This window comes from Pseudomonas guangdongensis (assembly GCF_900105885.1).
Classification (GTDB): Bacteria; Pseudomonadota; Gammaproteobacteria; order Pseudomonadales; family Pseudomonadaceae; genus Geopseudomonas; species Geopseudomonas guangdongensis.
Map to the genome: position 1 here is coordinate 2,874,405 of NZ_LT629780.1, position 16,332 is coordinate 2,890,736.

10 protein-coding genes, 2 tRNA genes and 3 rRNA genes are annotated in these 16,332 nt (G+C 62.6%); 2 read left to right on the forward strand and 13 right to left on the reverse strand.

The features are described 5' to 3' along the window. Position 1: 1 nt before the first annotated feature. The 3 genes from BLU22_RS13370 to BLU22_RS13380 are packed head-to-tail and all read right to left on the reverse strand — an operon-like array spanning position 2 to position 2,604. Complete coding sequence (locus BLU22_RS13370; RefSeq protein WP_090215449.1) at positions 2-808, reverse strand: CoA-transferase subunit beta; 807 nt, start codon at positions 806-808, stop codon at positions 2-4. Between the two features lie 12 nt (positions 809-820). Next, complete coding sequence (locus tag BLU22_RS13375) at positions 821-1,699, reverse strand: CoA transferase subunit A (protein WP_090215452.1); 879 nt, start codon at positions 1,697-1,699, stop codon at positions 821-823. 14 nt (positions 1,700-1,713) lie between these two features. Further along, positions 1,714-2,604 (reverse strand): VOC family protein, encoded by an 891-nt coding sequence (locus tag BLU22_RS13380; protein WP_090215455.1) that lies wholly within the window; start codon positions 2,602-2,604, stop codon positions 1,714-1,716. A 255-nt stretch (positions 2,605-2,859) separates the two neighbouring features. Between BLU22_RS13380 and BLU22_RS13385 the strand changes: the two genes are divergently transcribed. Next, the gene (locus tag BLU22_RS13385; RefSeq protein ID WP_090215456.1) at positions 2,860-4,020 is read left to right on the forward strand and encodes an acyl-CoA dehydrogenase family protein; all 1,161 of its coding nucleotides are present in this window, start codon (positions 2,860-2,862) and stop codon (positions 4,018-4,020) included. Then, positions 4,017-5,195, forward strand: a complete 1,179-nt coding sequence (locus BLU22_RS13390) for an acyl-CoA dehydrogenase family protein (RefSeq protein WP_090215457.1) — start codon at positions 4,017-4,019, stop codon at positions 5,193-5,195. The genes BLU22_RS13385 and BLU22_RS13390 overlap by 4 nt, the downstream gene beginning before the upstream one ends. A 246-nt stretch (positions 5,196-5,441) precedes the next feature. On the opposite strand, the gene rrf is transcribed toward BLU22_RS13390, so the two are convergent. The 10 genes from rrf to lolA all read right to left on the reverse strand — a co-directional run bounded on the left by rrf (position 5,442) and on the right by lolA (position 16,323). Then, a 5S ribosomal RNA gene (gene rrf / locus BLU22_RS13395) occupies positions 5,442-5,557 on the reverse strand. A 134-nt stretch (positions 5,558-5,691) separates the two neighbouring features. After that, a 23S ribosomal RNA gene (locus tag BLU22_RS13400) occupies positions 5,692-8,583 on the reverse strand. 261 nt (positions 8,584-8,844) lie between these two features. Next, positions 8,845-8,920, reverse strand: a tRNA-Ala gene (locus tag BLU22_RS13405). Positions 8,921-8,951: 31 nt separating this feature from the next. Next, a tRNA-Ile gene (locus tag BLU22_RS13410) sits at positions 8,952-9,028 on the reverse strand. Positions 9,029-9,094: 66 nt separating this feature from the next. Then, positions 9,095-10,631 (reverse strand): 16S ribosomal RNA (locus tag BLU22_RS13415). The 16S, 23S and 5S rRNA genes sit together here with 2 tRNA genes alongside, the layout of an rRNA operon. Before the next feature lie 358 nt (positions 10,632-10,989). After that, positions 10,990-12,384 carry a siroheme synthase CysG gene (gene cysG, locus BLU22_RS13420; protein ID WP_090215458.1) on the reverse strand — a complete coding sequence of 465 codons (1,395 nt, stop codon included), beginning with the start codon at positions 12,382-12,384 and terminating at the stop codon, positions 10,990-10,992. A gap of 129 nt (positions 12,385-12,513) precedes the next feature. Continuing rightward, positions 12,514-13,794, reverse strand: a complete 1,281-nt coding sequence (serS, locus tag BLU22_RS13425) for a serine--tRNA ligase (protein ID WP_090215462.1) — start codon at positions 13,792-13,794, stop codon at positions 12,514-12,516. 184 nt (positions 13,795-13,978) lie between these two features. Continuing rightward, complete coding sequence (gene crcB, locus BLU22_RS13430) at positions 13,979-14,356, reverse strand: fluoride efflux transporter CrcB (RefSeq protein ID WP_090215465.1); 378 nt, start codon at positions 14,354-14,356, stop codon at positions 13,979-13,981. Then, positions 14,353-15,678, reverse strand: coding sequence for a replication-associated recombination protein A (locus BLU22_RS13435; protein ID WP_090215468.1), 1,326 nt, complete (start codon positions 15,676-15,678; stop codon positions 14,353-14,355). Before BLU22_RS13435 ends, crcB begins: the two co-directional genes overlap by 4 nt. A 9-nt stretch (positions 15,679-15,687) precedes the next feature. Continuing rightward, positions 15,688-16,323, reverse strand: coding sequence for an outer membrane lipoprotein chaperone LolA (gene lolA / locus BLU22_RS13440; RefSeq protein WP_090215470.1), 636 nt, complete (start codon positions 16,321-16,323; stop codon positions 15,688-15,690). Positions 16,324-16,332: the final 9 nt, after the last annotated feature.

The following is a 16,332-nucleotide window of genomic DNA, read 5'->3' on the forward strand; positions in this document are numbered from 1 at the left end:
CTCAGGCCTGGGTGGCGGCACGGATGCCGGGCGGATTGCCCTTGAGGGCGGAGGCACGCAGGTCGTGCGGGTCGAGGCGGCGGATGATCGCCAGCTGCTCGGCGGTCGGATGCGCGGTCTCGCCCATGCCGTCGGCCTTGAGCAGCGGGAAGCCGGTGTTGTCCTGCACCTCCTCGAAACTCACCCCCGGGTGCAGCGAACGCACGCGCACCGCGCGCTCCGGCCCCTCGAAGTCCATCACGCACAGGTCGGTGACCACGCGGCGGATGTCCATCAGGTCGCGGCGCGAACCCTCCAGCCAGCGCTCGGGCTTGAAGCCGACGCCGGAGACCATGTCCACCTCGCCGGCGACGAACACCCGCTTGTTGTGGCTGGGCACGAAGAACGAGTTGATGTGGTTGATGCTGTTGCCCGGCAGGCCGCGCACGCCGAGCATGGCGATCTTCGGCTGGCGGTAGTCGCCGACCACCGACAGGTTGGTCTGGCCCCAGCGGTCGACCTGGGTCGGGCCGATCATCGCGTGGCGGCGGCCGCCCCACACGCACTCGAACACCCGCTCGAAGCTCATGCAGCCGGAGTACTTGGGCACGTAGTCGCCGCGCGGGCCGAGCGGGATCGGCTCCTCGACCAGGAACGCCTCGCTGTCGGTCATCAGCAGTTCCGGGCTGTGGGTGAGCTTGGCCAGGCTGGCGCCCAGGCGCGGAATCACGCCCAGGCCCGAGGCCAGCACTTCGCCGTTGCCGCGCCAGGCTTCCGAGGCGGCGACGATCAGCAGTTCGGCCAGGGTGAAATCACGGGTATCGGTCATCGCTCGTTCTCCTCAGAACACCGGCAGGGGCAGCTTGCCCAGGCGCTCGGCGCCGCCGTTCTTTTCCTGGTAGGCCGTCTCGCCCGGCGTCACGAACTCGTCGACGTAGGCCTGCCAGCCGCCCTCTTCCGCCGCACTGGCGACGTAGCGCTTGAAATGGCTCATGTCCCAGCCGTAGTCGGACGGGCAGGAGGTCGGGTGGGCGCCGAACGGGGCGTGCACCACGCCGGTCACCAGGTAGCGCTCGAAGGTGTTGTTGCGCGCTTCCTGAGCGGTCAGCGCGAAGCGCTCGTGCAGGCGCTCGCAGGACACGAAGCACTGCTTGGCGGCGCGGGCGAACAGATGGTCGAAGTACGGGTCCGGGCCGGTCACCAGGGTGTTGCCCAGGCGGTCGGCGTCGTTGACGTGCAGGAAGGCCACGTCAAGATTGAGCGCCGGCATGGCCAGCAGCACCTCGCCGTCGGCGTAGGGCGAGGCGATGGTCTTCAGCTCGGGGTTGTGGGTCAGCACGTCGGTGGCCAGGCCGCAGCGGGTCGGCAGGAACGGCAGGCGCATGCCGGCGGCGCGCAGGCCCCACTCGAACATGCCCTCGTCCAGCTCCATCAGTTCGGTGAGCTGGCCGGCCTCGCGGCACTTGCGGAACCACGGCTCCAGCGGGATGGCGTCGAGGGTGGCGAAGCCGAACACCAGTTTCTTGACCTTGCCGGCGGCGCACAGCATGCCGACCTCGGGGCCGCCGTAGGCGACCACGGTGAGGTCCTTGACATCCGAGCGGAGGATCTCGCGGACGATGGCCATCGGCTTGCGCCGCGGGCCCCAGCCGCCGAAGCCGACGGTCATGCCGTCGCGCAGTTGGGCGACCGCATCGGCCGCCGTCATTTGCTTGTTCATCTCTTCTGTACTCCTTATTGCCGGCCGGCGGAGAAGTCGTGGCCCCAGATGCTCACGCGGGTGAACTCGAAGGCGCTGTGTTCGGCCCAGTCGAGCTGCAGGCCGCCGTAGCCGTATTCCAGGTCGAAGCCCGAGGGGGTCTTCATGTAGAAACTGGTCATGCGGTCGTTGAGGTGCTGGCCGAGGGTCGCCGACAGCGGCACGCCGTGCGCCTGCATGCGGTCGTGGGCGCGGCCCACCTCGGTCATCGAGTCGACCTCGACCATCACGTGCACGCAGCCGCTCGGCACCGGGTACTCGGCCAGCGCCAGGCTGTGGTGGCGGGCGTTGGCGCAGTGCAGGAAGTGGATGCGGGTCGCCGGGCCGTTCGGGTCCGGGCGGAAGTTGAAGATGTCGGAAACCTCGAAGCCGAGCACCTCGGTGGCGAAGGCCAGGGTGGCGTCGAAGTTCGGCGCCGGCAGCACGGTGTGGCCGAGGCCCATGTCGCCGGTGACGAAGCGCGGCACGCCCTGCGGCGAGACGAACGGCAGGCAGTCGGAGCGATGGCCCCAGCTCAGTTCGTGCCGGTTGCCCGCCGGATCGACGACGATGGCCAGCGCCTGCACGCCGCGCTGCTCGATCTCCTCGGCGCTGCCGGCCTGCCACTCGACGCCCTTGGCCTCGAGGTGCGCGAGGGCGTTGCGGAAGGCCTTCTCCCCGGCCAGCTCCCAGCCGGAGGCCAGGTAGCGCGGCGAATCGCCCTCGACCACCAGCATGCGGAAGGGACGCTCGTCCATCTTCACGTACAGAGCGCCGCCCGGCGCGGGGCTGGTCGGCATGCCCAGCACGTCCTCGGCGTAGCACTGCCAGTCGCCGAGATTGCCGACCTGGGCAACGAAGTAACTCAGTCCACGGATGTCGATCATGCCCCTGCTCCTGAAAGATCGTTTCATGACTTGGGGCGATTCTGCGCAGGCCGCACCAGCGGCTCATCGTCCGTTGAGACTAAGCAGGGACGAGACCTGTAGGGGCGAATTCATTCGCCCGACCGGGGCCACGCTGGCGAATGAATTCGCCCCTACACGGCCACGGCCAGCGCGACTTCTAGTCCGTTTCGGGGATTCCCGTACCCCGCGCCCCTCGCACACTCGAATCCTGCTAATGGGCCAGAGGAGCCGGTAATGGACTTCGCGCTGAGTGACGAACAATTGATGATCCAGGAGAGCGCGGCGGGCTTTCTCGCCGCGGCCTCCGATTCGGCGGCGGTGCGCGCCGCCATGGCCAGCCCGCAGGGCTTCAATGGAGAGCTGTGGCGACAGATCGCCGAGGATCTGTGCTGGCCGGGACTGATGATTCCCGAGCAGTACGGCGGCGTCGGCCTGGGCTTCGTCGAGCAGGCGATCCTGCTCGAACAGATGGGCAACCACCTGCTCTGCTCGCCGTTCTTCGCCAGCGCCTGCCTGGCCACCCCGGCGCTGCTGCTGGGCGACAACGAGGCGCTGCGCGCGCGCTGGCTGCCCGAACTGGCCGCCGGCAGCCTGACCGCCACCCTCGCCTACCGCGAGAACCGAAACGGCTGGCATGCCGCCGAGCAGCCGCGCGCCACGCGCGACGGCGACGGCTGGCGCCTCGACGGTATATATGAAGCGGTGCTCGACGGCGCCAGCGCCGGGCTGCTGATAGTCACGGCCCGCGACGACGCCGGCGCGCAGCGCCTGTTCGCCGTGCCCGCCGAGCAGGCCGGCATCCGCCGCCAGGCGCTGCCGACCCTCGACCAGACCCGCCGCCGCGCGCGCATCGAGCTGGACGCTGTGGCGGTGAGCGCCGAGCAGTGTCTGCACGCGGATGGCGAAGGCGAGCGCCTGCTGGACAAGGTGCTGCAGATCGCCGCCATCGGCCTGGCCTGCGAGCAGACCGGTGCCGCGCAGCGCACCCTCGACCTGACCCTCGCCTACATCGGCGAGCGCAAGCAGTTCGGCCGCACCATCGCCAGCTTCCAGGCCATCAAGCACCGCTGCGCCGACCTGATGCTGGCCATCGAGTGCGCCCGCTCGGCCAGCTACTACGCCGCCTGCGTGGCGCGCGAGGCGCTGGTCGAAGACGGCGACACGCAGCTGGCCGGCCAGCTGGCCGAGGCTGCCGCCATCGCCCAGAGCCAGGCCAGCGAGACCTTCATGCACTGCGCGGCGGAGTCGATCCAGCTGCACGGCGGCGTCGGCTTCACCTGGGAGTACGACCCGCACCTCTACTTCAAGCGCGCCCGCGCCAGCGAGCAGCTGCTCGGCACCCCGAGCTGGCACCGCGAGCGCCTGGCCACCCTGATTCTGGAGACCCGCCCATGAAAATCGGATTCGGCATCGAGGACGAAGCCTTCCGCCAGGAAGTCGCCCACTGGCTCGAACAGCACCTGCAAGGCGAATTCGAGCAGCTGCGCTTTCGCGGCGGCCCCGGCGACGAACACATGTTCCCCGAGGAGCGCAAGGCCTGGGAGCGCGAGATGGCCAGGGGCGGCTGGATCGGCCTGGGCTGGCCGCGCGAGTGCGGCGGGCGCGGCCTGTCGATCAGCCAGCAGGTGATCTTCCACGAGGAATACGCCCGCGCCGGCGGCCCGGGCCGCATGGGCCACATCGGCGAGGGCCTGGCCGGGCCGACCATCGCCGCCTTCGGCAGCGAGGAGCAGAAGCGCCGCTTCCTGCCCGGCATCCTCGAGGGCCGCGAATTCTGGTGCCAGGGCTACTCCGAGCCGGGCGCCGGCTCCGACCTGGCCGGGGTGAAGACCCGCGCCCGCCTGGAGGGTGACCGCTGGCTGATCAACGGCCAGAAGGTGTGGACCTCGCTGGCCCACGAGTCGGACTGGTGCTTCGTGATCGCCCGTACCGAGCCGGGCAGCGTCGGCCACAAGGGCCTGTCGTTCTTCCTGGTGCCGATGCACCAGGCCAACATCCGCGTGCAGCCGATCCAGCAGATCACCGGCACCAGCGAGTTCAACGAGGTGTTCTTCGACGACGCCGAAACCGCCGCGGACAACATCGTCGGCGCGCCCGGCGAGGGCTGGAAGATCGCCATGGCCCTGCTCGGCTTCGAGCGCGGCGTCTCCACCCTCGGCCAGCAGATGCTGTTCCAGAACGAGCTGGACGAGATCGTTCGCATCGCCAAAGCCAACGGCGCCGCCGCCGACCCCATGCTGCGCCAGCGCCTGGCCCGCGCCTGGGCCGGCCTGCGTACCCTGCGCTACAACTCGCTGCGCATGCTCTCCGGCCCGCAGGACGGCAGCCTGCGCCCCGAGGCGATGAGCTACAAGCTGGCCTGGTCCACCTGGCACGTCGAGCTGGGCAAGCTGGCGATGGACGTGCTCGGCCCGCAGGCGGAGATCCTCGACGGCGAGCCCTACGAACTGTCGCGCCTGCAGTCGCTGTTCCTGTTCACCCGCTCGGACACCATCTACGGCGGCAGCAACGAGATCCAGCGCAACATCATCGCCGAACGAGCCCTAGGGATGCCGCGCGAGCCGCGTTGAGGGCTCGCGCACTTCCACGATGTAAAGGCCTGCAGCCGACCAGGTTCAGGCCTACTCTTCGCTATTCGCAGTGCCTAGTCGTGTCGCACGTCCGCGCCTGCGCCGTCGTGCCGCCCTGCGGCTCCGCCTTGCCCTCCACCGGCCGCCCCTCCCCGTCGCGTTGCGTCCTTGTCGTCGCCGCCGTTCATTTTCGGCGCAAAGAGAAACCCCCGACCAGCGTTTGCTGATCGGGGGTTTGGTATAGGTGCTTGACGATGACCTACTCTCACATGGGGAAGCCCCACACTACCATCGGCGATGCGTCGTTTCACTGCTGAGTTCGGGATGGGATCAGGTGGTTCCAACGCTCTATGGTCGTCAAGCAATTCGGTTGGGATCTCGCCGTGGCGCGATCCCGAATCAGGTATGTGATAGCGGTGTTTCTATTCGGTATTTGCGGTTCATGCAAGCTTTCGGCCTGTCACACGCAACAATTGTCAGATTGTTTGGGTGTTATATGGTCAAGCCTCACGGGCAATTAGTATCGGTTAGCTCAACGCCTCACAGCGCTTACACACCCGACCTATCAACGTCGTAGTCTTCGACGACCCTTCAGGAAGCTCAAGGCTTCAGTGAGATCTCATCTTGAGGCAAGTTTCCCGCTTAGATGCTTTCAGCGGTTATCTTTTCCGAACATAGCTACCCGGCAGTGCCACTGGCGTGACAACCGGAACACCAGAGGTTCGTCCAACCCGGTCCTCTCGTACTAAGGTCAGCCCCTCTCAAATCTCAAACGTCCACGGCAGATAGGGACCGAACTGTCTCACGACGTTCTAAACCCAGCTCGCGTACCACTTTAAATGGCGAACAGCCATACCCTTGGGACCGGCTTCAGCCCCAGGATGTGATGAGCCGACATCGAGGTGCCAAACACCGCCGTCGATATGAACTCTTGGGCGGTATCAGCCTGTTATCCCCGGAGTACCTTTTATCCGTTGAGCGATGGCCCTTCCATACAGAACCACCGGATCACTAAGACCTACTTTCGTACCTGCTCGACGTGTCTGTCTCGCAGTCAAGCGCGCTTTTGCCTTTATACTCTGCGACCGATTTCCGACCGGTCTGAGCGCACCTTCGTACTCCTCCGTTACTCTTTAGGAGGAGACCGCCCCAGTCAAACTACCCACCATACACTGTCCTCGATCCGGATAACGGACCAGAGTTAGAACCTCAAGATTGCCAGGGTGGTATTTCAAGGATGGCTCCATGGAAACTGGCGTCTCCACTTCAAAGCCTCCCACCTATCCTACACAAGCAAGCTCAAAGTCCAGTGCAAAGCTATAGTAAAGGTTCACGGGGTCTTTCCGTCTAGCCGCGGATACACTGCATCTTCACAGCGATTTCAATTTCACTGAGTCTCGGGTGGAGACAGCGCCGCCATCGTTACGCCATTCGTGCAGGTCGGAACTTACCCGACAAGGAATTTCGCTACCTTAGGACCGTTATAGTTACGGCCGCCGTTTACCGGGGCTTCGATCAAGAGCTTCGCTTTCGCTAACCCCATCAATTAACCTTCCGGCACCGGGCAGGCGTCACACCCTATACGTCCACTTTCGTGTTTGCAGAGTGCTGTGTTTTTAATAAACAGTCGCAGCGGCCTGGTATCTTCGACCGGCGTGGGCTTACTGAGCAAGTCATTCACCCTCACCGGCGCACCTTCTCCCGAAGTTACGGTGCCATTTTGCCTAGTTCCTTCACCCGAGTTCTCTCAAGCGCCTTGGTATTCTCTACCCAACCACCTGTGTCGGTTTGGGGTACGGTTCCTAGTTACCTGAAGCTTAGAAGCTTTTCCTGGAAGCATGGCATCAACCACTTCGCATTCTAAAAGAACGCTCGTCATCAGCTCTCGGTCTTGAATTCCCGGATTTGCCTAAGAATTCGACCTACCACCTTAAACTTGGACAACCAACGCCAAGCTGGCCTAGCCTTCTCCGTCCCTCCATCGCAGTAACTAGAAGTACAGGAATATTAACCTGTTTCCCATCGACTACGCTCTTCAGCCTCGCCTTAGGGACCGACTAACCCTGCGTCGATTAACGTTGCGCAGGAACCCTTGGTCTTTCGGCGTGGGAGTTTTTCACTCCCATTGTCGTTACTCATGTCAGCATTCGCACTTCTGATACCTCCAGCCAGCTTCTCAACTGACCTTCACAGGCTTACAGAACGCTCCTCTACCGCTCATCCAAAGGATGAACCCGTAGCTTCGGTGTGTGGTTTGAGCCCCGTTACATCTTCCGCGCAGGCCGACTCGACTAGTGAGCTATTACGCTTTCTTTAAAGGATGGCTGCTTCTAAGCCAACCTCCTAGCTGTCTAAGCCTTCCCACATCGTTTACCACTTAACCACAACTTTGGGACCTTAGCTGACGGTCTGGGTTGTTTCCCTTTTCACGACGGACGTTAGCACCCGCCGTGTGTCTCCCACGCTGACACTTCCAGGTATTCGGAGTTTGCATCGGTTTGGTAAGTCGGGATGACCCCCTAGCCGAAACAGTGCTCTACCCCCTGGAGTGATACGTGAGGCGCTACCTAAATAGCTTTCGAGGAGAACCAGCTATCTCCGAGCTTGATTAGCCTTTCACTCCTATCCACAAGTCATCCCCTACCTTTTCAACGGGAGTGGGTTCGGTCCTCCAGTCAGTGTTACCTAACCTTCAACCTGCTCATGGATAGATCGCCCGGTTTCGGGTCTATACCCAGCGACTAAACGCCCTATTAAGACTCGCTTTCGCTACGCCTCCCCTATACGGTTAAGCTTGCCACTGAATATAAGTCGCTGACCCATTATACAAAAGGTACGCAGTCACCCAACAAAGTAGGCTCCCACTGCTTGTACGCATACGGTTTCAGGTTCTATTTCACTCCCCTCTCCGGGGTTCTTTTCGCCTTTCCCTCACGGTACTGGTTCACTATCGGTCAGTCAGTAGTATTTAGCCTTGGAGGATGGTCCCCCCATATTCAGACAAAGTTTCTCGTGCTCCGTCCTACTCGATTTCACTGCAAGGATCTTTTCGTATACGGGGCTATCACCCACTATGGCGGCACTTTCCAGAGCCTTCTACTAAAATCCAAGCAGCTTAAGGGCTAATCCCCGTTCGCTCGCCACTACTAAGGGAATCTCGGTTGATTTCTTTTCCTCAGGGTACTTAGATGTTTCAGTTCCCCTGGTTCGCCTCTTGCACCTATGTATTCAGTACAAGATACCCAGCTTATGCTGAGTGGGTTTCCCCATTCAGAGATCTCCGGATCAAAGTCTGTTTGCCGACTCCCCGAAGCTTATCGCAGGCTACCACGTCTTTCATCGCCTCTGACTGCCAAGGCATCCACCGTATGCGCTTATTCACTTGACCATATAACCCCAAGCAATCTGTGATCCGAGGATCTGATTGACTGTGATTATGTGCGTGAATGTCGACATTCGCCGAAAACTTGCGCTTGAACTCGCAAATTTTACCTTGACTTGAATGATCACCAGTGAAAGAGATCATTCAGTCTACTTCTATCACATACCCGAATTTTTAAAGAACGTCTGGCGATAAGACCAGAAATCAATGCTCGTTTCGCACTGCATGTTGCAGTACAAGCACTCATTTCTGAGCTTGGCGATTAAGTGGTGGAGCCAAGGAGGATCGAACTCCTGACCTCCTGCGTGCAAAGCAGGCGCTCTCCCAGCTGAGCTATGGCCCCATCTTTCGATCAGCCTGCGCACCACGACAATTGGTGGGTCTGGGCAGATTCGAACTGCCGACCTCACCCTTATCAGGGGTGCGCTCTAACCAACTGAGCTACAGACCCAATCGCCTTTCGCGAGTGAATCAAGCAATTCGTGTGGGAGCTTATGAGGAAGCTGAAGTCTTCGATTAAGGAGGTGATCCAGCCGCAGGTTCCCCTACGGCTACCTTGTTACGACTTCACCCCAGTCATGAATCACTCCGTGGTAACCGCCCTCCCTAAGGTTAGACTAGCTACTTCTGGAGCAACCCACTCCCATGGTGTGACGGGCGGTGTGTACAAGGCCCGGGAACGTATTCACCGTGACATTCTGATTCACGATTACTAGCGATTCCGACTTCACGCAGTCGAGTTGCAGACTGCGATCCGGACTACGATCGGTTTTGTGGGATTAGCTCCACCTCGCGGCTTGGCAACCCTCTGTACCGACCATTGTAGCACGTGTGTAGCCCTGGCCGTAAGGGCCATGATGACTTGACGTCATCCCCACCTTCCTCCGGTTTGTCACCGGCAGTCTCCTTAGAGTGCCCACCATAACGTGCTGGTAACTAAGGACAAGGGTTGCGCTCGTTACGGGACTTAACCCAACATCTCACGACACGAGCTGACGACAGCCATGCAGCACCTGTGTCAGAGCTCCCGAAGGCACCAATCCATCTCTGGAAAGTTCTCTGCATGTCAAGGCCAGGTAAGGTTCTTCGCGTTGCTTCGAATTAAACCACATGCTCCACCGCTTGTGCGGGCCCCCGTCAATTCATTTGAGTTTTAACCTTGCGGCCGTACTCCCCAGGCGGTCAACTTATCGCGTTAGCTTCGTTACTAAGTTCTCAAGGAACCCAACAACTAGTTGACATCGTTTACGGCGTGGACTACCAGGGTATCTAATCCTGTTTGCTCCCCACGCTTTCGCACCTCAGTGTCAGTATCAGTCCAGGTGGTCGCCTTCGCCACTGGTGTTCCTTCCTATATCTACGCATTTCACCGCTACACAGGAAATTCCACCACCCTCTACCGTACTCTAGCTCAGTAGTTTTGGATGCAGTTCCCAGGTTGAGCCCGGGGCTTTCACATCCAACTTGCTGAACCACCTACGCGCGCTTTACGCCCAGTAATTCCGATTAACGCTTGCACCCTTCGTATTACCGCGGCTGCTGGCACGAAGTTAGCCGGTGCTTATTCTGTTGGTAACGTCAAGACAGCAAGGTATTAACTGACTGCCCTTCCTCCCAACTTAAAGTGCTTTACAATCCGAAGACCTTCTTCACACACGCGGCATGGCTGGATCAGGCTTTCGCCCATTGTCCAATATTCCCCACTGCTGCCTCCCGTAGGAGTCTGGACCGTGTCTCAGTTCCAGTGTGACTGATCATCCTCTCAGACCAGTTACGGATCGTCGCCTTGGTGAGCCATTACCTCACCAACTAGCTAATCCGACCTAGGCTCATCCGATAACGCAAGGCCCGAAGGTCCCCTGCTTTCTCCCGTAGGACGTATGCGGTATTAGCGTTCCTTTCGAAACGTTATCCCCCATTACCGGGCAGATTCCTAGGCATTACTCACCCGTCCGCCGCTGAATCCGGTAGCAAGCTACCTTCATCCGCTCGACTTGCATGTGTTAGGCCTGCCGCCAGCGTTCAATCTGAGCCATGATCAAACTCTTCAGTTCAAATCAATCTGGGTTTTGAGAAAACCCTAAACTTGGCTCAGCAATCGCAAAAAACTCTCGAATTCACGAGTGTTACTTGTGATGCTGATAATCTTGCGACTGTCAGTCTTATCTCACAAGCACCCACACGAATTGCTTGATTCAACTTGTTAAAGAGCGTTTCGACCGAGCCAGTGTTTCGTCTCAACCGAGGCCGCGCATTCTACAGCAGCCTTTCAACCTGTCAAGCGATTTTTGAAAATTTCTTTTCAATTCAATCGCCTGGCGCCTTTCAGGTTGCTTGTCTGTCTGGCGTGGAGGTGAATCATACAGCATCGAAAATGCCTGTCAACACCCTCGGCGACTTAATTCCTAGCCGTCAGACATCGACCGCAGTGCCTTCGAACCAGGCCAACTTCTGCCGCAGCGTGACGACCTCCCCCACAATCACCAGAGTCGGCGCATGCACCTTGTGCTGTGCCACCAGTTGCGGCAGGTTCGCCAGAGTGCCGGTGAACACCCGCTGGTTGCGGGTGGTGCCCTGCTGGATCAGCGCTGCGGGCGTATCCGCTGCCCGACCATGACGGATCAACTGTTCGCAGATCAGCGGCAACCCGACCAGCCCCATGTAGAACACCAGCGTCTGACCCGGAGCCACAAGATCGACCCATGGCAGGTCGCAGCTATGATCCTTGAGATGGCCGGTCACAAAACGCACCGACTGCGCATAGTCGCGATGCGTCAGCGGAATACCGGCATAGGACGCACATCCCGAAGCGGCAGTGATACCTGGGACGACCTGGAAGGCGATGCCCTCCGCAGCCAGCTCCTCGATCTCCTCGCCACCACGCCCGAAGATGAAGGGATCCCCCCCCTTGAGACGCAGCACGCGCTTGCCTTGCTTGGCCAGCGCCACCAGCTGCTGGTTGATCTGCTCCTGCGGCAGTGCATGCTCGCTACGCCGCTTGCCGACATAGATACGCTCGGCGTCCCGCCGGCACATGTCGACGATCGCCGGAGCAACCAGACGGTCGTACAGCACCACATCAGCCTGCTGCATCAGACGCAGAGCCCGGAAGGTCAGCAGATCGGGATCACCCGGCCCCGCACCGACCAGATAGACCTCGCCCAGATGGCGCTCCTGGCTGCCCTCCAGCGCGCTCAGCAACAGGCGCTCCGCCTCGGCATCGCGGCCAGCCAGCACACGCTCGGCGACCGGCCCCTGGAACACCTCTTCCCAGAACACCCGACGCTGCTGAACATCGGCAAAGCGCCGCTTGACCCTTTCACGGAATCGCTGCGCCAGACCGGCCAGACGCCCATAGGCAGCAGGAATCAAGGTCTCCAGGCGAGCCCGCATCAGCCTGGTCAGCACTGGCGCATCGCCACCGCTGGACACCGCAACCATCAGCGGCGAGCGATCGACGATGGCCGGAAAGATCACGCTGCACAGCGCCGGAGCATCCACCACGTTGACCGGCAGGCTGCGCTGCCCGGCATCGCCGGACACACGAGCATTGAGCACCTCATCATCGGTGGCGGCGATTACCAGCACGCAGCCGTCCAGATCCTCGGCCCGATAGCCGCGCAGTCGCAGCTCGCCGCCACCGGCTTTCACCAGATCGCGCAGCTCGTCTTCAATCTGAGGCGCAACCACCTGCAGGCATGCACCGGCCTCGGCCAGCAGGCGCGCCTTGCGCAGGGCAATCTCACCGCCGCCGACCACCAGCACCCGACGACCGCGCAGATTGTGAAACAGGGGAAGAAAGTCCATGACCGCCTCTCGACAGATGCCGGCTGAATAATGAAGAAGGCCGGACCTCTGGGGCTCCGGCCGCTATCGCACCCGCCGCACACGGCGGAAACGGGGGCTGCTGGCAGCCCCCGGCAAGTCGACCGACGATCAGCCGATGACCTCGACGCCACCCATGTAGGGCTTGAGCACCTCCGGCACACGAATCGAGCCGTCCGCCTGCTGGTAGTTCTCCAGCACGGCGACCAGGGTGCGACCGACGGCCAGGCCGGAACCGTTGAGGGTATGCACCAGCTCGGGCTTGCCGGTTTCCGGATTGCGCCAGCGCGCCTGCATGCGCCGGGCCTGGAAGTCGCCACAGTTGGAGCAGGAGGAAATCTCGCGATACTTGCCCTGGCTCGGCACCCACACTTCCAGGTCGTAGGTCTTGGTCGCACCGAAGCCCATGTCGCCGGTGCAGAGCGCCAGCGTGCGGTACGGCAGCTCCAGCAGCTGCAGCACCTTCTCGGCATGGCCGACCAGCTCCTCCAGCGCGGCGAAGGACTTGCCGGGCTCGACCACCTGTACCAGCTCGACCTTGTCGAACTGGTGCTGGCGGATCATCCCGCGGGTATCGCGACCGGAGGCGCCGGCTTCGCTGCGGAAACATGGCGTGTGGGCGACGAACTTCAGCGGCAGCTGCCTGGCATCGAGGATCTCGCCGGAGACGATATTGGTCAGCGACACTTCGGCAGTGGGAATCAGGTAGAAGTCGGCCTCGCCCTCGCGGCTGATCTTGAACAGGTCATCCTCGAACTTGGGCAACTGGCCGGTGCCTTGCAGTGCCGGCGCCTGAACCAGATAAGGGGTATAGGCTTCCTCGTAACCATGTTCGCCGGTGTGCAGGTTGAGCATGAACTGCGCCAGGGCGCGGTGCAGGCGGGCGATCGGCCCGCGCATCAGGGCGAAGCGTGCGCCGGACAGCTTGGCGGCGGTCTCGAAATCCAGCCAGCCATGCTGCTCGCCGAGCGCGACATGATCCTTGACCTCGAAGTCGAACTCGCGCGGGCTGCCCCAACGACGCAGCTCGACGTTCTCGTCCTCGCTGGCACCCACCGGCACCGACTCGTGCGGCAGGTTGGGGATGGTCAGCAGCAGCGCGTCCAGCTCGGCCTGGATGGCTTCCAGCTCCTGCTTGCCGGCAGCCAGCTCGGTGCCCATGCGCTCGACGTCGGCCATCAGCGGAGCGATGTCCTCGCCGCGCTGCTTGGCCTGACCGATGCTCTTGGAGCGGGTATTGCGCTCGGCCTGCAGCTGTTCGGTACGGGTCTGGGTTTCCTTGCGGCGGCTTTCCAGCGCCTCGAGGCGCGCCACATCCAGCTGGAAACCACGGGTCGCCAGACGCTGGGCCACTTCCTGAGGCTGGCCACGAACCAGTTTGGAGTCGAGCATGCGGAAATCTCTATATGCAGAAGCGATCGGATGAAAATGCCGCACCGGCACGTGCCGGGCGCGGCCGTCGGCTCCGCCGCACGGCGGAAGCCCGGAAACAACAGGCCGCAGAGTTTACCCGCTGAACCCGCCGCTGGGGCAGCCTGGCGGCGTTTTTGTCTTCCCAGGCTCGTACAGCCTCAGGCTACAGGGCGCGCGCCAGTGCCAGTCCCGCCCAGGTGGCGAGCAGGCTGGCGAACACGCTGAAGCCGGCATAGCCCAGCGCCGTGGCGAGCTGACCGCTCTCCAGCAGGCGCAGGGTGTCGAGGGAGAACGACGAGAAGGTGGTCAGGCCGCCGAGGAAGCCGACAATCAGCCCGGCGCGCAGCGCCAGGGGAATGTCCGGGCGCAGCAGGAAAGCTCCGTACAGCGCGCCGATCAGCAGACAACCGAGCAGGTTCACCGCAAGGGTCGCCCAGTAGAAATGCTGCGGCCAGTGCGCCGTCACCCAGTTGGCCGTGGCGAAGCGCAGCAGACAGCCGACCGCCCCGCCCCCGGCCACCGCCAGGGCCGCGGCGATCATGGCTTTCTCCGCCGGCGCGGGCTCTGCCGGTCCAACTCGGCCAGATGGGCAAGCTTCTCGCGGATCTTCAGTTCCAAGCCGCGCGCTACCGGCTGGTAGTAGGCCTGCGGCGCCAGCTGCTCGGGGAAATAGTCCTCGCCGGCGGCATAGGCCTCGGGCTCATCGTGGGCATAACGGTACTCGTCGCCGTAGCCCAGCCCCTTCATCAGTTTGGTCGGCGCGTTGCGCAGGTGCAGCGGCACCTCCAGCGAGCCGTGCGCCGCGGCATCGCGCATGGCCGCCTTGAAGCCCATGTACACGGCGTTGCTCTTCGGCGCACAGGCCAGATAGACCACCGCCTGGGCGATCGCCAGCTCGCCTTCCGGGCTGCCCAGACGCTCCTGTACTTCCCAGGCCGCCAGGCACAGGCTCAGCGCGCGCGGATCGGCGTTGCCGATATCCTCGCTGGCCATGCGCACCACCCGGCGCGCCAGATACAGCGGATCGCAGCCGCCATCGAACATTCGCGCCAGCCAGTACAACGCGGCATCCGGGCTGGAGCCGCGCACGGCCTTGTGCAGGGCGCTGATCTGGTCGTAGAAGGCCTCGCCCCCCTTGTCGAAGCGCCGCACGCCCTCGCCCAGCAGGCTTTCCAGCAGTTCGACGCCGATTTCCTCGCCGTCCTCCAGCAAGTCGGCGGCATTCTCCAGCAGGTTGAGCAGGCGCCGGCCGTCGCCATCGGCCGCGGCCAGGAGCAGCGCTGTGGCCGCCTCGTCAATCCGCAGACGGCGCTCACCCAGGCCACAGGGCTCGCCGAGCGCGCGCGCCAGCAGCGCGCGCAGGGCGGTCTCGTCGAGCGGCTTGAGGACATAGACCCGGGCCCGCGACAGCAGCGCATTGTTCAGTTCGAACGAGGGATTCTCGGTCGTGGCGCCGATGAAGATCAGCGTGCCGTCCTCGACATAGGGCAGGAAGGCGTCCTGCTGTGCCTTGTTGAAGCGATGCACCTCGTCGACGAACAGGATGCTGCGGCGCCCGTATTGGGCGGCCTGCTGACGGGCCACTTCCACCGCCTGGCGGATTTCCCTGACCCCAGCAAGCACCGCCGAGATGGTCTCGAAGTGGGCGTCGCCGACCTGCGCCAGCAGCCGCGCCAGGGTGGTCTTGCCCACCCCCGGCGGCCCCCAGAAGATCATCGAGTGCAGCGCACCCTGCTCAAGCGCCTCGCGCAGCGGCTTGCCGCGCGCCAGGAGGTGCTCCTGCCCGGCATAGTCGTCCAGCCGGGTCGGACGCATGCGGGCGGCCAGGGGCTGGGTAGCCGGAGGGCGATCGAACAGGTCCATGGGCAGGGGTCACTGCTCCTCGATCACATCGGCGCCGGCGGGCACCTGGAAGTCGAACTGGGCATCGTCCAGCGGCTGGTTCATCTTCACACCGAGAAACAGGATGTTGGTGCGCTGGCCGATGCTGTCGATCAGCTGCATGTCGTTGATCACCCCGTTGCGGAACGACAGGCGCAGCGTGTCGAACAGGGTGTCCTTGGCCTTGGGCTTGAGAATGAAGTCGACCACGCTGCCGCCTTCCTGATGGCTGATGGTGAAGCTCTCGCGGATCTTCGACACATCGCCGGACAGCAGCAGCGCCGGCGTGTGGGTCATGCGCTGATCGAGGTCCTGAATGGTCACCTGCTCCAGGTCCGGATCGTACAGCCAGACCTTCTGACCGTTGGAGACCAGCAACTGCTCCATCGGCGCATCGGTGTGCCAGCGCAGCAGCCCCGGCCGCTTGAGCGCCATCTCGCCACTGGCTTCCTGCAGCTGGGTGCCGGAACCGTCCAGGGTCAGCTGGGAGAAGCGCCCGCTCAGGGTCTTCGCCTGGCCCAGCAGCTCGGTCAGCCGCTGTACCGAGCGCCCCTCTCCTTCCTCGGCATGGACGCCAGCCCCGGCCAACGCCAGGGCGGCCAACAACAACACTCGAATCAAACGCATAGAGCCTCG

What these genes read in the sequence shown, in the direction of transcription:
- BLU22_RS13370 (WP_090215449.1), bottom strand. Translation starts at nt 808, where the DNA reads ATGACCGATACCCGTGATTTCACCCTGGCCGAACTGCTGATCGTCGCC.
- BLU22_RS13375 (WP_090215452.1), bottom strand. Translation starts at nt 1,699, where the DNA reads ATGAACAAGCAAATGACGGCGGCCGATGCGGTCGCCCAACTGCGCGAC.
- BLU22_RS13380 (WP_090215455.1), bottom strand. Translation starts at nt 2,604, where the DNA reads ATGATCGACATCCGTGGACTGAGTTACTTCGTTGCCCAGGTCGGCAAT.
- BLU22_RS13385 (WP_090215456.1), top strand. Translation starts at nt 2,860, where the DNA reads ATGGACTTCGCGCTGAGTGACGAACAATTGATGATCCAGGAGAGCGCG.
- BLU22_RS13390 (WP_090215457.1), top strand. Translation starts at nt 4,017, where the DNA reads ATGAAAATCGGATTCGGCATCGAGGACGAAGCCTTCCGCCAGGAAGTC.
- cysG (WP_090215458.1), bottom strand. Translation starts at nt 12,384, where the DNA reads ATGGACTTTCTTCCCCTGTTTCACAATCTGCGCGGTCGTCGGGTGCTG.
- serS (WP_090215462.1), bottom strand. Translation starts at nt 13,794, where the DNA reads ATGCTCGACTCCAAACTGGTTCGTGGCCAGCCTCAGGAAGTGGCCCAG.
- crcB (WP_090215465.1), bottom strand. Translation starts at nt 14,356, where the DNA reads ATGATCGCCGCGGCCCTGGCGGTGGCCGGGGGCGGGGCGGTCGGCTGT.
- BLU22_RS13435 (WP_090215468.1), bottom strand. Translation starts at nt 15,678, where the DNA reads ATGGACCTGTTCGATCGCCCTCCGGCTACCCAGCCCCTGGCCGCCCGC.
- lolA (WP_090215470.1), bottom strand. Translation starts at nt 16,323, where the DNA reads ATGCGTTTGATTCGAGTGTTGTTGTTGGCCGCCCTGGCGTTGGCCGGG.